This window comes from Natronospira proteinivora, from assembly GCF_024170465.1.
GTDB lineage: Bacteria > Pseudomonadota > Gammaproteobacteria > Natronospirales > Natronospiraceae > Natronospira > Natronospira proteinivora.
In genome coordinates, this window is record NZ_JALJYF010000001.1 from 942,313 (window position 1) to 957,199 (window position 14,887).

11 protein-coding genes and 2 tRNA genes are annotated in these 14,887 nt (G+C 57.0%); 4 read left to right on the forward strand and 9 right to left on the reverse strand.

Features of this window, described 5'->3' with window-relative positions:
- Positions 1 to 132: 132 nt before the first annotated feature.
- A tRNA-Val gene (locus J2T60_RS04440) sits at positions 133 to 209 on the reverse strand.
- Between the two features lie 260 nt (positions 210 to 469).
- Here J2T60_RS04440 and J2T60_RS04445 point away from each other — a divergent pair.
- Positions 470 to 1,621, forward strand: a complete 1,152-nt coding sequence (locus J2T60_RS04445; protein ID WP_253445961.1) for a hypothetical protein — start codon at positions 470 to 472, stop codon at positions 1,619 to 1,621.
- Positions 1,622 to 1,686: 65 nt separating this feature from the next.
- Here J2T60_RS04445 and J2T60_RS04450 read toward each other — a convergent pair whose 3' ends face one another.
- A complete protein-coding gene (locus J2T60_RS04450) occupies positions 1,687 to 3,204 on the reverse strand; it encodes an AAA family ATPase (RefSeq protein WP_253445964.1) in 1,518 nt (505 codons plus the stop codon).
- Positions 3,205 to 3,237: 33 nt separating this feature from the next.
- On the reverse strand, positions 3,238 to 5,256 hold the full coding sequence (uvrB, locus tag J2T60_RS04455) for an excinuclease ABC subunit UvrB (protein WP_253445967.1): 2,019 nt from the start codon (positions 5,254 to 5,256) through the stop codon (positions 3,238 to 3,240).
- Between the two features lie 128 nt (positions 5,257 to 5,384).
- Here uvrB and J2T60_RS04460 point away from each other — a divergent pair, with 128 nt between their 5' ends.
- The 3 genes from J2T60_RS04460 (at position 5,385) to chrA (ending at position 7,993) form a co-directional block, all read left to right on the forward strand.
- Positions 5,385 to 6,572 carry a pyridoxal phosphate-dependent aminotransferase gene (locus tag J2T60_RS04460; protein ID WP_253445970.1) on the forward strand — a complete coding sequence of 396 codons (1,188 nt, stop codon included), beginning with the start codon at positions 5,385 to 5,387 and terminating at the stop codon, positions 6,570 to 6,572.
- 87 nt (positions 6,573 to 6,659) lie between these two features.
- Positions 6,660 to 6,735, forward strand: a tRNA-Asn gene (locus J2T60_RS04465).
- Positions 6,736 to 6,820: 85 nt separating this feature from the next.
- Positions 6,821 to 7,993: a chromate efflux transporter gene (gene chrA / locus J2T60_RS04470; RefSeq protein WP_253445972.1), complete on the forward strand. Its 1,173-nt coding sequence runs from the start codon at positions 6,821 to 6,823 to the stop codon at positions 7,991 to 7,993.
- 9 nt (positions 7,994 to 8,002) lie between these two features.
- Here the strand turns inward: chrA and J2T60_RS04475 are convergent, their stop codons facing one another.
- The 6 genes from J2T60_RS04475 to J2T60_RS04500 form a co-directional block, all read right to left on the reverse strand.
- On the reverse strand, positions 8,003 to 11,317 hold the full coding sequence (locus J2T60_RS04475) for a cytochrome c peroxidase (RefSeq protein ID WP_253445974.1): 3,315 nt from the start codon (positions 11,315 to 11,317) through the stop codon (positions 8,003 to 8,005).
- Between the two features lie 154 nt (positions 11,318 to 11,471).
- Positions 11,472 to 12,368, reverse strand: a complete 897-nt coding sequence (gene galU, locus J2T60_RS04480) for a UTP--glucose-1-phosphate uridylyltransferase GalU (protein ID WP_253445977.1) — start codon at positions 12,366 to 12,368, stop codon at positions 11,472 to 11,474.
- Between the two features lie 118 nt (positions 12,369 to 12,486).
- Positions 12,487 to 12,759, reverse strand: coding sequence for a ComEA family DNA-binding protein (locus tag J2T60_RS04485; RefSeq protein WP_301288310.1), 273 nt, complete (start codon positions 12,757 to 12,759; stop codon positions 12,487 to 12,489).
- An 83-nt stretch (positions 12,760 to 12,842) separates the two neighbouring features.
- On the reverse strand, positions 12,843 to 14,075 hold the full coding sequence (gene lapB / locus J2T60_RS04490) for a lipopolysaccharide assembly protein LapB (RefSeq protein WP_253445980.1): 1,233 nt from the start codon (positions 14,073 to 14,075) through the stop codon (positions 12,843 to 12,845).
- The gene (locus J2T60_RS04495) at positions 14,065 to 14,358 is read right to left on the reverse strand and encodes a LapA family protein (protein ID WP_253445983.1); all 294 of its coding nucleotides are present in this window, start codon (positions 14,356 to 14,358) and stop codon (positions 14,065 to 14,067) included. Before J2T60_RS04495 ends, lapB begins: the two co-directional genes overlap by 11 nt.
- Before the next feature lie 110 nt (positions 14,359 to 14,468).
- Complete coding sequence (locus J2T60_RS04500) at positions 14,469 to 14,783, reverse strand: integration host factor subunit beta (protein ID WP_301288311.1); 315 nt, start codon at positions 14,781 to 14,783, stop codon at positions 14,469 to 14,471.
- Between the last annotated feature and the right edge of the window lie 104 nt (positions 14,784 to 14,887).

Below are 14,887 nucleotides of genomic sequence, written 5' to 3' on the forward strand. Positions count from 1 at the left end.
TTGACGACCCCGAAAATAAAGAAAGCATCGCGGCAGGGCCTGCGATGCTTTCTCGGGAAAGCGGGTAGTCGCGAATGGATTTGCTTATGCCACCGCACTACGAATCGACGCCTAAGCATCGGTTCAAAAAACTGGTAGTCGCGAGTGGACTCGAACCACCGACCCCCACCATGTCAAGGTGGTGCTCTAACCAGCTGAGCTACGCGACTATCGGGCAACCGCGCAACATTTTACAGTCTTCCGCGCTGCTGTCAAAGGCTTTCCCGGGCGCGGAGCCCCCCACCCCGTTTACGGCCGGCGCCTCAGGGCATCCAGCGCTCCTGAACAATGTCATCAGCCACGTCATTACTGCAATGGCAGATTTTGGGCCCATCCCAAGGCCAATTACTTCGCAACATGTCGCCAAGCATCAATTAAGCGCTAATATACCCCCTTGTAGTCACGACAGTACGCAAAAAAGGGGGGAAACATGTTTGCATTACTTGCTAAACGAATCAGTGTCTTAGGGGTACTAGCCGCGATTATAGCTTTGGTTGGCTGTGAGTTGCCGTCGAACGACGGACAAGCCGGGTCTGAATATCCCTTCCGGATACAGGCACTCGGCGAGCTGACCCTCGAACAAGCGGAATCGGGAATCCTTGGTCGCTCGGACACCATCAACGCCCGAGACGGTTCTTACTACAAGGTCTATGCCATCGAAGCCGAGAAAGACGACCTTCTGCGCTTCAAGGCCCGCTCGGATGCCTTCACCCCCGTGCTCAGCCTTTTCACCCTTGATGGAACGCCACTGGGTAGTACGGCCATGGATGGGTACATGGAGAACCAAGCAGCCAGCCTGATCCAGAAGGTCACAAGTAGCGGCCGCTACTTGGTGGTCCTATCAGGTAACCATGCCGGTGATATGGGTAGCTTCAATCTGCAGATGGAGACCCTCAGTACCGATGGTGTCCTTGATTTTCCCGGGTCAGTCACCGGCGCGCTGTATTCAGGGGAGGCGCATCACCCCACCCGGGGCACACCCATGCGAGTCTACCCCATCAGCCTGGAGGAAGATGCGGCCTTGGATATCCGCCTGGATTCAGACGATTTCGATGCTTACTTGACCTTGATCGAACAACCGAACAGTCGCGTCGTGGTAGAGGACGATGATAGTGGCGAAGGACTCAATGCCCGAATCATGACCCGTCTACCGGCAGGTGATTACGAGATTTTGGCAACCTCGCTGGGAAATACCGGCATGTTCACCTTGAGCGCCGATATTGCCGATGTCCCTGAGGTACCTGAATTCGTATTCGGTGAATCCTACCAGGGTCACCTGGGTTTCAACCGCCAACCCGTCCCTGACACGCACCGGACCGGCCAGCCCCTGCGATTTGTGGTTGAGGAACGCGGTGAGCTGACAGCCACGATGACCTCGATGGAACTGGATACCTACCTGGTTCTAACGGATGACAGCAACACGGTGATCAGCTTCAACGATGATGCGGTCGACATGGGAACCAACTCCAAGATCGTGGAAACCTTGGATCCGGGGGAATACGTCCTCTGGGCGACTTCCTATGGCGGCAATGAATCCGGTCGTTTCCAAATAGATACTGATCTAAAACCGCAGCCGGAGTAACATCAAGAAAAGCCGTTTTATCGAGGCCATCCGATCTTGGGATCGGATGGCCTTTATTTTTAAAGTCAGTCTGCCGGCACTGTTCGTTCCGCGGCCCAGGCCCTCAGCGATTCGATGCTTTCACGCCGGACCACGGACAAGGGCCGGGTGTCGGCAATGGCCTTGCGAATCCCCTCACTGTCCGGTGCCCCGCCGTTGGCATAGGCGGCATAACAGGCGGACACCACGGCCTGTTCCAGCTCCGCGCCGGAATAGCCTTCGCTGACATCCGCCAGCCTATCCAGGTCATAATCGTCTGGATCCAGCTCACGGCGTTGCAGGTGTATGGCAATCACGGACTGGCGTACTGACCGGCTGGGCAGATCCACAAAAAAGATTTCATCGAAACGACCCTGGCGGACCATCTCTGGCGGCAGTTTCTCAATGTCATTGGCGGTGGCGACCAAAAATACCGGCTTGCCCCGCTCTGCCATCCAGGTGAGAAAGCTGCCCAACATCCGCTGGGACGTTCCGCCATCCGTATCCGAAACGGACATGCCCTTCTCGATCTCATCCAGCCACAACACGCAAGGCGCCATCAGCTCGGCGCTGGCGAGGGATTCGCGTAGATTGCGCTCACTCTCGCCATGGTATTTGTTATACAGCGCTCCGCAATCCAGGCGCAGCAAGGGCACGCCAAAGACCCCGGCCACGGCCCTGGCCGCCAGGGATTTGCCACAACCCTGCACCCCCAGCAGCAGAATCCCCCGGGGCATATCCAGGCCGGGGGGCGGCTCGCCCTTGGCGAAGATAGGGGCCCGCTGATTCAACCAGTCCTTGAGACGCGACAGGCCCGCTACCTGGGCAAAGCTTTCCGTCTCCATCTCGAAGCTTAGGACTCCGCCCGGGTCCAGCATGCGGAACTTGGCCTCCATGACATCGGGCAGATCTTTCTCCGTCAGAGCCCCGTCGTTCCAAATGGCGTTGCGGGCCAGACGACGAGCATCCTTCATGGGCAGGCCACGAAGATTGTTGATCAACAGGTTCAGGGCCCGGCGGCTGGCCTTCACCCGCTGACCATGATTGTGCTCGGCCCAGGCCTGGCCCTCCTCCCGGACCATGTACTCCAGTTCCTCTTCCGTGGGCACGGACAGATCAAAGGGCACGGCCAGGGGCTGCAACTCCCGGGGAAGATCCAGCTCCGGGCTGATCATGACCACATTGGGTGCACCGGGGGATGCGGCCCGAGCCACTTCCCGCAACAAGCGAACATGGATGGGGTTGTCCAGGTAAGGGTGGAAATCCATCAGCAGAAACACGCCCGGCTCCTGGCGATCGCGGATGTAGCGCAGCACGGCCTCCGGGGAATTCACGTCATCGTCGACGGGCGCATCCATGTCCAGCCGTTCCAGGCCGCCAGCCGCCGTCCACCGAAACAGCGGCCGGAACACCTCACGCAGGGTATGACGAAATAACTGTTCGGCCCGCAGCTCGTCCCGGGTCTCCATGGTGATCAGGCCATTGCCAGCCCGGAGCTGCACCGCCAGCTCATGCTTGTCGGCCTTCAGGCTCCCCACCGGTGGTTTCACAGCGCTCTGACTCATCCTGCCCCCTTTAATCCGATAAAACGTTAACGGCTATCCTGCCTGCTCCGACGGCATGTTCAAGACATCGGTCTTGATCCGGGCAATTTCGTCCCGGAGGGTGGCCGCTTCTTCAAACTCCATATTGCGAGCATGTTCATACATCTGCTTTTCAAGCTTCTTGATTTTCTGCATGGCCTGTTCCGGATTCATGGCCTGATAACGCCGGGCGGTATCCGCCACCCGCTTGGCCCGCTGCATGGCTGGTGCCTTGTCGGCATGGGCCCCTTCCATGACATCGGCGATCTTTTTCTGAATGCCCTTGGGTGAGATGCCATGGGCTTCGTTATGGGCCAGCTGCTTTTCCCGGCGCCGCTGGGTTTCGGCCATGGCCCTTTCCATGGAGCCGGTCATCCGGTCGGCATAGAGAATGGCGGTGCCGTTCACATTACGCGCCGCCCGGCCCATGGTCTGGATCAGGGAACCCTCTGAGCGCAAAAAGCCTTCCTTGTCGGCATCCAGTATGGCCACCAGGGAGACTTCCGGGATATCCAGCCCCTCCCGCAGGAGGTTGATCCCCACCAGCACATCAAATTCCCCCAGCCGCAGATCCCGGATCAGCTCGGTCCGCTCTACCGTGTCGATATCCGAATGCAGATAGCGTACCCGGGTGCCGTGTTCGGCCAGGTATTCGGTCAAATCCTCGGCCATGCGCTTGGTGAGCGTGGTAACCAGTACCCGCTCGCCTTTTTGTATGCGTTTCCCCGCCTCGGAGAGCAGATCGTCCACCTGAGAGCTGGCCGGGCGCACATCCACCTCCGGGTCCACCAGGCCGGTGGGCCGGACCACCTGTTCCACCGTCTGGCCGGCGTATTTCTTCTCATAGGGGCCGGGTGTGGCGGAAATATACAGGCTCTGGGGCATCAGGTGCTCGAATTCCTCGAACTTCAGGGGCCGGTTATCCAGCGCAGAAGGCAGGCGGAATCCGTATTCCACCAGAGTTTCCTTGCGGGAGCGGTCGCCCTTGTACATGCCGCCCAGCTGGGGAATGGTCACATGACTTTCGTCCAGCACCAGCAGGGCATCCTTGGGCAGATACTCGAACAGCGTCGGCGGCGGCTCCCCCGGCCCGCGGCCGGACAGATGCCGGGAGTAGTTCTCGATCCCGCTGCAGTAGCCCAGCTCATTGATCATCTCCAGATCGAATCGGGTGCGTTGCTCCAGGCGCTGAGCCTCCACCAATTTATCGGCCTTGCGCAGCTGCTCGAGGCGCTCGCCCAGCTCCACCTTGATCTTCTCCATGGCGGCCAGCAGCTTGTCCCGGGGCGTCACATAGTGGGTGGTGGGATAGACCGTGAATCGGGGCAGTTTGCGCAGGATCTCGCCGGTGAGGGGGTCAAACAGGCTCAGGCCCTCGATTTCATCGTCGAACATCTCTACCCGCAGGGCCTCGCGCTCGGATTCCGCCGGGAAGATGTCGATGACCTCCCCGCGTACCCGGTAGGTCCCCGGCTGCAGATCAATCTCATTGCGGTTGTACTGCAGCTCGGCCAGGCGGCGCAGCAGGGAGCGTTGATCAATGCGATCACCCCGGTCCAGGTGAATCACCATCTTGAGATAGGCGTCGGGGTCCCCCAGACCGTAGATGGCCGAAACCGTGGCCACAATCACGGCATCCCGCCGCTCCATCAGGGCCTTGGTAGCCGACAGGCGCATCTGCTCGATGTGCTTGTTGATGGAGGCATCCTTCTCGATGAAGGTGTCCGAGGAAGGCACATAGGCCTCGGGCTGGTAGTAATCATAGTAGGAGACGAAGTACTCCACGGCGTTATTGGGAAAGAAGTCCCGCAATTCGCCATAGAGTTGGGCCGCCAGAGTCTTGTTCGGCGCCATCACCAGAGTCGGCCGCTGTTGGGTCTGGATCACATTGGCCACGGTGAAGGTCTTGCCCGAACCGGTCACCCCCAGCAGGGTCTGGCTTGCCAGGCCGTTGGCAATGCCTTCATTGAGCTGTCGTATGGCCGCGGGCTGGTCGCCGGCGGGCTGGTAATCACTGATCAGTTCAAATGCCATGGAACAATAATCCAATGCCCCCGGTCGGGCCTCGCTTTCGCCCGGGTGGGGGCCTCCGTTAGAATATGGGAACTTCATCCGCGGATCGCCCGCGGTTCATTCCGACAGAATAACAAGGCAAAGGGTTCATGAGCGATTTCCTTTCAGAGCGCGTCCAACGACTGCAGCCCTCCCCCACCCTGGCGGTGACTCAAAAAGCGGCGGAATTGCGTGCCGCGGGCCAGGACATCATCGGCCTCGGGGCCGGGGAGCCCGATTTCGACACCCCTGACAACATCAAGGAAGCCGCCATCCAGGCCATTCGCGATGGCGCGACCAAGTATACCGCCGTGGACGGCACCCCTGAGCTCAAGCAGGCGGTGATCGACAAATTCAAGCGCGACAACCAGCTGGACTACGAGCTTAACCAGATTCTGGTCTCCACCGGCGCCAAACAGAGCCTGTTCAATCTCTGCCAGGCCGTGGTCAATCCGGGTGATGAGGTGATCATCCCCGCACCCTATTGGGTCTCCTACCCGGCCATGGTGGAAATCGCCGGCGGCAAGCCGGTCTTTATCACCGCCGATTGGGACCAAGATTACAAGATCACCCCCAAGCAGCTGGAAGCGGCCATCACGGACAAGACCCGCCTGGTGATGCTCAACAGCCCCTCCAACCCCACGGGCTTGGCCTATACCCGGGCCGAATTCCAGGCCCTGGCCGAGGTGCTGGAAGCGCATCCCAAGCTGCTGATCGCCACCGATGACATGTACGAGCATATTCTCTGGGCCGATGAGCCCTTCAGCACCCTGCTGAACGTAGCCCCGGGTCTCTACGACCGTACCGTGGTCTTCAACGGCGTCTCCAAGGCCTACGCCATGACCGGCTGGCGGATCGGCTACGCCGGCGGACCGGCTGAAGTCATCGGGGCCATGAAAAAAGTCCAGGGCCAGTCCACCTCCAATCCGGCTGCGGTAAGCCAGGCCGCTGCCCGGGAAGCGCTGGACGGCGATCAAAGCAAGGTCACGGAAATGGTCAAGGCCTTCAAAGAACGCCATGACCGGGTCCATCAACTGCTCTCCGATATGCCTGGGGTACGGGTGAAACCCTCCATGGGTACCTTCTACAGTTTCCCCGATTTCCGGGAGGCTATTGAAAAGCTCGACGGCGTGGATGACGACAAGGCCCTGGCCGAGTACCTGCTCAAGGAAGCTGGCGTGGCCCTGGTCCCGGGTTCGGCATTCGGACTGCCCGGTCACATGCGGCTGTCCTTCGCTACTGATATGGCGACCCTGGAAGATGCCTGCGGTCGTATTCACCGGGCCCTGAAATCATAGGGAAAGCCGAAATACGGCCGACGGGTTGACGAAAACGGGCATGCCGAATAAGATACGCATCCCGTTCGCGAGGACGGCCCAGTTTATTCCCCGGTAGCTCAGTTGGTAGAGCGGGTGACTGTTAATCACTAGGTCGGCGGTTCGAGCCCGTCCCGGGGAGCCAGAATTAGCGGTATTCGAAAAGGCCTTGCGTCGTTGCGACGTGAGGCCTTTTTCGTTGGCAGCAGCACAAAGGGGTGGGTTGCGTCATGGCAAGAATGGCGGAGATCTTCGCGGCGTTTTTCAAACTGGGTCTGACCACCTTCGGCGGGCCCGTGGCCCATATTGGCTTCTTTCAGCGGGTCTTCGTTCAGGAACGCCAGTGGCTAGATTCGGCCACCTATGCCGAGCTGGTCGCTCTCTGCCAGTTCTTACCGGGCCCGGCCAGCAGTCAGGTGGGTTTCGCCATTGGCCTGCACCGAGGCGGCCTGCCCGGCGCGATGATGGCCTGGCTGGCCTTTACCCTGCCCTCCGCCGCAATCATGATCGGCCTCGGCGTCGGCATCATGGCCCTGGACCCGGCCGACTATGAGGGTCTGATCCGGGCCTTGAAGGCCGCCGCCGTGGGTGTGGTGGCCTGGGCCATCTGGGGCATGGGCCGACAACTCACCCCGGATTGGCAACGTATCCTGATGGCGGCCCTGGCCGTGGCCACCGCCATCATGATGACCCAGCTGCTGAACCTGGCCGTACTCGGGCAAGTCGCCGCCCTGATACTGGGCGCCTTGCTGGCACCTCTGCTGTTGGGCAAAACCGTGAAAACCGCCGGGGCACCCTTGTCCATTCCCTTCCACCGGCGGGGTGGCTTGTTGGCGGGCGGCCTGTTTCTCCTTTTCCTAAGCACCCTACCCCTGCTGGCTTGGCTGTTCCCGGCCACTTGGACCGCCGCCATGGATGTCATGTATCGGGCGGGGGCCCTGGTCTTTGGCGGTGGACATGTGGTCCTGCCCCTGCTGCATGCTGGCACCGCTGACATGATGGATGAGGATCTCTTTCTCGCCGGCTATGGCGCGGCCCAGGCCCTGCCCGGCCCCCTGTTTACCTTCGGCGGCTTCGTCGGCGCCAGCGTCGGCCATATCGGCATCGGCCTATTGGCCCTGTTCGCCATCTTCCTGCCGGGGATGCTGATCCTGCTGGCGGTGCTGCCCTTCTGGGCAAAGGTCCGGGAAAACGCCCAGATCCGGCGAATCCTGGCCGGCGTGAATGCGGCCGTGGTGGGTATTCTCGCGGCGGCCTTCTACGATCCGGTTATCACCGCAGGGATCGGTGACTGGCGGGATGGCCTGATCGCCCTAGCTGTATTGGCCGGACTGGCATCAGGCCGCTTGCCGGTTTGGTTGCTGATTCTAATAGCTGCGGCCTGTGGAGCTCTATTCCTATAACCCCGTATCTCAATCCATACTGGAATGTGGACAGCCTGACTCTCTCTGGTCAATGACCAGAAATTGATTCACAGGCACATCACTACAAATCTGCTCCTCACCATCTGGCCACATTACCCGAATCTCCGCCATTTCCGCTTCACCCATACCAAAATGCATATTTGGAAGGTTTTGTCCGTTAAAGCTGCTATGGGCCATGCTTTCCCGCATTTGACGCTGAAACCCATGACCATTGCCCACATCAGCACTGACTTCCACCTTGGCACCCAAGGCATGGGTATTCGGCGGCTGGCCAACCAGACGAACATTCAGGAAGCGGGCCCCAGCTCCATGACCAACCTGATTTTCAAAGAATTGAATGCCACTGGAATTATCCACCAGCACGATATCCACATCGCCATCTCGGTCATAATCCAAACAAGCAACGCCTGTGCCTTGCGAGGCGACATCCAGATTCCACTCAATCGCTTTCTCTTCAAAGGTTCCATCACCGTTATTCATGAACAGCACAGGCGGATTATCCATGAAGCGACCACCGGTAATGTATTCATACCATTCCGACGCATACACACTGGCTGGTAAACGACCAAAACCGTTCACATGGAAAATATCCAGGAAACCGTTGTTATTGAAATCCGCCGCACAAGCCCCCCATCCCCAACCACCTTTTCTGACGCCGGACTCCTCCGTCACATCCTCAAACTCTAGACCTCCATTCTGACTCACATTCCGATATAGACGATTTCCACTTGTCCCCCAATTCCCGATTGGATCTTCAACCCGATCAAAGATCGATGTCACAAACCAATCCAACTTCCCATTATTCTGGAAATCACCAACAACAGCCCCCATTCCATTCTCATCAGTAATCACGTCGCCATCTGTAACATTTACGAATGTTGTTTCAGATTCTGGACTATTCATCAGAACTGAGCTCGTTCCGAAGTCCGATGCAATCAGCAAGTCTGGTATAGCATTCCCGGTTAAGTCCGAGAAAATGGGTGCGAAATTAAAATTCTGATCCAAATAGGCTGAGGAAGTCCCCCCAGCCTCATCAGAGGGAAGCAACTGGTCACCGCCCTCATTGACCCAGAGAGCCGGCGCCAGACCATCAGCACCACCAGACCAGTGGGCCATAAAAAATCCCGGGTAGCCTGTTTGCTCGAAATCTGAAAATGCCAAGCCCCATGTACTTCTCGACATGGGGAGACGAGCGATTTCCTGATAATTTTCATGCTCGTTCATACCGAGCACCGGGACACCTTCATCAGGACTTATGTTGCTCACCAACAGCTCTTGATAGAAATCCCCATTCAAGTCCATCAAGGAAACGTTAGTAAAGAAGGAAAAATCTCGACGATCCATACCTGAAAGCTTCTCGGACCGAGAAAATCCATTCTGACCACCCAAGTTCTCATAGAAAAGCAGCCCTGAATCCTCACCACCGGTAAAAATCAGGTCAGGCCAACAGTCTGTATTGATATAAGCAGCAGAAATACCACCGGAAAACATCCTCATTTCAATGCCGGACTGACCATCGGCTACCCAGCCTTCAGCGCTAAATCCATGTTGGTCATCCAAGTTCAAATCTTCACGGTGCACAAATCGTTCTTCATTGTGATTGAGCGCTGAAGACATACCATCACTACAGCTAACAACATCCGGAAAAGTATCCCTTGCAGGTCTTGATGGATGGTCCAAGGCAATAAAATCCGGGTAGGACGGATCGGTGCTGTCATCAGCCCATAGATTGCCGCCATGGGTTTCGCCTTTTACCAGCAATTGACCATCCGGATCCTCATCGAGGTCTGGGGTCCAGGGCGAAAGGCAGGCGGCATCTTCGACACAAGGGTCCGTCAAGGTCTCCAGGAAAGACACCAAATCATCCACCTGCTCATTTGTCGGTGGTGATTCCGGGAGCTTCTCAAGCGCCTCTTGGAACGTCTCATGCTCAATTACTTCTTCAGTTAGACGCCTTGCATTGGGGTAGAGAGTAAGCACCCTTCCCCCGTGAAACTGAGGAAGCTCCAGCAGAAACCGGTCGAGCTGATTGTGCCAGTATTCCGGATCGCTATGCCAAAGAACCAGGTCCTCCAAAGTAGCGAAGCTACCTGAGTGACCATAGGGCGCCCTGACCTCAATATTCAACAAGGAGGGGACACGAAAGCGAAAGTGGTCAGATGGGTCTTGGGTGACCCCCCACCGCCCCCTATCTACACCACCCTGGCGCTGGCCACGACCAATCTGCGGGAAACCGACATTAAAAAAGGATTCATTGGTGAATCGATCACCTGAATGGCAAGCATAGCAAGCCATCCCTCCTTGATCTGAGCCAGCCAGGAATAGCCACGCCCCTCTTAATTCTTCTTCAGAAAGGACAACATCGTCTTCCTCTTCAAACCTCAGAAACTCACTCCAGGGATTATCCACAAATAACAACGATGCCTGGTAAGCCGCCAATGCCCTTTGAATGTTACCCAGATTTATTGGATCATCTGTTTCGGGGAAAGCTGCCTCAAAACGTGAGTGCCAAGAAAGTTCTGAACTCGGATCTGAATCCCGAAGACGCTCAACCAACATGGTCCGGTAATCTTCCGGGACCATTTCCGGATGGGAAAAGGCCCTCATCTCTCGGTTATTAACCAATGGAAACAGGGCCTGAACCTCCAACAGGTTTTCTCCATCCCCCATATGTACCAGATTCCCACTTTCAGGGGTTTGGAATTGCTGCCCTTCACCACCAGGCTTTTCTTCTTCATCAATCACGAAAAGTCGCCCATCGTGAAACAAGGAACGATTGTAGAGGGATACGTTAAAGATGGTTTGGCTATTGCGGGGAACATTGGGCCCTGAATCTTCACGTGGATCCAAGTCTCTTTCAGGCAACAAGCTTCTACCCTTACCAAGATGATGGGGAACCTTAGCTCCTGTGCCTATGGATAGGGATAGTCCATCACCCATTGCCAATTCAGGATGATGGCAGGAGGCACAGGCAACGTCCTTCATTCCACTCAAGCTGGTACTGAAGAAAAGGAGTTGCCCCAGCTTTACCAGGGAATCATTATCAGGTGTTACCGCACCGCTCCCGGGAGCGGCATCCCCGGTCAAACCACGCTCATTTGACAGTTGCCGAACAAGATCCGCCAGTTCTTGAAGTGAGTCATCGTTATCATCATCGACAGATTCGCGATCACTATCACGCACTGGCTCAACTGCGCTATCAATATCATCTTGGCTGCAGCCAATAAGAAAGCCGGACAAGAAAAAACAAATCAGTGCAAGCGGCCGTACGGCGGACCCGCCAAGAAATATCCAATAATGCATCCCCTCCCCCTCAACCAAGCTAACTCTCGTAGCCTAGATTTCTATTCCTTACATTGACTAAATGTATCGATTTTCTGTCGAATCGCAAGGACTCAATTGACCGGAGGGGGCGCCTTAGCCTGACTTTCCTTATTTAACCTGAAAGAAAATGGGCTTAATCTCCCACAAATCCGAGAGACTTTGATAAGTTGCGCAGATATTCCCGGAAATCGGTACCAAGCTCCTTGTGGGCCAGGGCCAGCTCAACATTGGCTTCCAGATAGCCCAGCTTGTCGCCACAATCGTAGCGTTTGCCTTCGAAATCAAAGGCGTATACCGCCTCTTCCCGCAACAGACGGTCAAGGGCATCGGTTAACTGAATCTCACCACCGGCGCCCCGGCCGGTGGTGGCCAGCAAATCAAAAATACGCGGTGTCAGCACATAACGGCCAATCACGCCCATATTGGATGGGGCCTTATCGGGGCTGGGTTTTTCAACCATGCCACGCAGACGACGTAACTGTTCGTCCACCACTTCCCCTTCCACAATACCGTAACGGGAGACATGCTCGTCGGAAACATGCTGGGTGCCCAAAATACTGCCTCCCAGCTTTTCATATTGCGCCCGCATCTGACTGAGACAGCCCAGGCCATTGGAATGGACCAAGTCATCGGCCAGCACCACATAAAACGGCTCATCGCCCACCAGGTTGCGGGCGCAATGCACGGCGTGACCCAGCCCCAAGGCCTCGGCTTGGCGTATATAGACACAATCCACCCCAGGCGGCACGATATTCTGAATGGCCTTTAGGCGGTCATCCTTCTCTCGCAGAGCCAACTCGTTTTCCAGCTCATAAGCGCGATCGAAATGGTCCGGGATTGCCCGCTTGTTGCGTCCGGTCACAAAGATCAACACTTCCGCACCCGCTTCCACGGCCTCCTCCGCCGCATACTGGATCAACGGCTTATCCACCACCGGAAGCATTTCCTTCGGATTCGCCTTGGTCGCCGGCAGGAAACGGGTCCCCAAGCCAGCAACGGGGAATACGGCCTTGCGGATTTTCTGACTCACAAAACACCTCAGCTGTATGTATCCTTGGATTGAGCGGAACATTGCCACGTTTTTGCCCAAATGAAAACGGGGTGATGTCTTTCGACACCACCCCGCCGCATACAAGGTATGGACCGGATCAATCGTCGACCTGGATCCATTCCCGATTCCGATCTACCGTGGTACTACCAATCCCCGATACCAGACTGAGATCATCGGCACTCATGAATCGGCCGTTCTCCTCGCGGAATTCCACGATGGCCTCGGCACGGGCCTCCCCCACGCCATCCAGGTTCTCCGCCAATGTCTCGGCCGAGGCGGTATTGATGTTCACGGCTTGGCCGGCAATCACGGCATGGGCAGCGACGAAGATTAGCGCGGCGAAAAGGGCCTTGATTCCTTGGAGTTTCATATTTCCCCCTTATTTCATTCCGTTTGAAAAAGGATCGTCCATCTGGTGGACGGTTTTTATTTTCGGGGGCGGAAGGGGCAGGATCAACGGCTCAGGTCGACACCGCTTGTAGGATGTTGCTGCACCGTGGGTAGGGCAATTTCGTAATGGGGCCGGATGGTATTCCAGCTCTTGCAGCTGGGACACTGCCAGACCAGATGCCGGGCCGTGAAGCCACACTCGTGGCAGCGGTATTTGGGGGCCGCCTCCAGAAAACGCTGCAGGGCATGACGCAGGCTCTGCATGCCCTGGTCTGACGCCTCCGGCGGATGTCCTGAGAGCAGCTCCACGAGTTCAGTGAATCCCTTCAGGCCCGGTGCACTGCGTAGATACTGGGCGATGCAGTTCTCTGCTACCGGATCATTGATTTCGGGATCCACAATGGCCGCCAGGGCGATCTGGGCCGTGGAATCCTCGGAACTTCGACGAAGCTCCTCCAGAACCTGGGAGAAGCCCTGGGGATGATCGGTTTCCTGGAACAGGCGATACAGCGGGGGCAGAATCTCCAGCGCCAATGACACATCGCTTTCCAGGGCGCGCCGAAGGCCTCGAATGGCACTACGGGCATTGCCTTCCTTGCGCATCAGACGGGACCGCAGCATCCCGGCGCGCACGTTGCGTCGATCGAACATCTCGGCACGCTTGAGGAAGCGGCGGGCCTGGCGGACATCGTGCTGATTCAGAGCCGCTTCGGCCAATTCACAGTAATACTGGGCGGCCCGCTCATACTGGGCCTCGCCGGAGGCCAGTTCCAGCTTGCGAGCCATGAGAATGGCCTGCTCCCAATCCTTTTGTTGCTCATAGATACTGATCAGACGCTTGAGGGCTGGCCGCATGTACGCCCGCACGTCCGTCAACTCCAGGAACAAGCTTTCCGCTCGATCCAGAAGGCCGGCACGCATATAGTCCTCCGCCAAGGCAAAAAGCGCCTGATGGCGTTGACCACGATTAAGATTGGGACGGGCAATCAGGTTTTGGTGGATTCGGATGGCCCGATCCACCTCACCTCGGCGTCGAAACAGGCTGCCCAGGGCGAAATGGGTTTCAACGGTATCGCTATCCACTTGCACCATGTGGATAAAGACCTCAATGGCCTTGTCGGGCTGTTCCTCCAGAAGGTAATTCAAGCCCCGGTAGTAATCGGCCCGCATGCCGCGACCGACACCCATCACGTCCCGTGCGGCACGATGGTGTCCGCGACGACGCCCCACCAGCCAGCCGAGCAAGGCAGCCAGCGGCAGTGCGAGCAATCCAATTAGAAGAAATTCAGCGTCCATCCTTGATCGGGAGATTCCGCAGGTTGGTAACTTCCGTTTCCGCCAGCTTCACTGAGCGCTTGAGGCGGGCATTCTCCTTTCGGAGACGAAAATAGGCTCCCAGGCTGGCTAGAAGCCCCAGAATGGCACCAATACAGATGGCGCCCCAGATAGCAACCGGCAAGGGAACCTCCACCGCACCCAGAAGGTAATTCAGTTCCACGGAGGTGGTATTAACCCAAGTCAGAATAATCGCCGCCAATAGGAAAAGCACCAGTACGGCGAATCGAATGTATCGCATCATGAATCAACTCTCATGGCGGGCATGCCTGAGAGGAAGCTTAACACAGCAGACTCGGATAACAGGGATTTGAGCGGCGCCCCAAAACATCGAGCATCCAATATGCGAATACCTTAGGCCTTGTCCAATTCCTTCTGGTAGCCGTCATTGACCCGTTCCCGCAGGTCCTTGCCTGGCTTGAAATGGGGGACATGTTTGCCTGAAAGGGCCACGGACTCACCGGTTTTTGGATTACGACCGATGCGTGGCGGTCGATAATGGAGGGAAAAGCTGCCAAATCCGCGGATTTCGATTCGACGGCCATTGGAGAGGGAATTGCTCATCTGCTCCAGGATGGTCTTTACAGCCAATTCCACATCCTTGCTCGGCAGATTCTGCAAGCGTTCGGATAACACCTCGATGAGTTCAGACTTGGTGATCTTCTTCATAGCGGCGATCCTGTCCCCTCTGTTTGAACGGCCCGCACCAAGCTGGTGGGGCATAATATCCCGGCTTATGTCGTCTTCCGGGGTGGTGAAAAACCGGCCCGGGC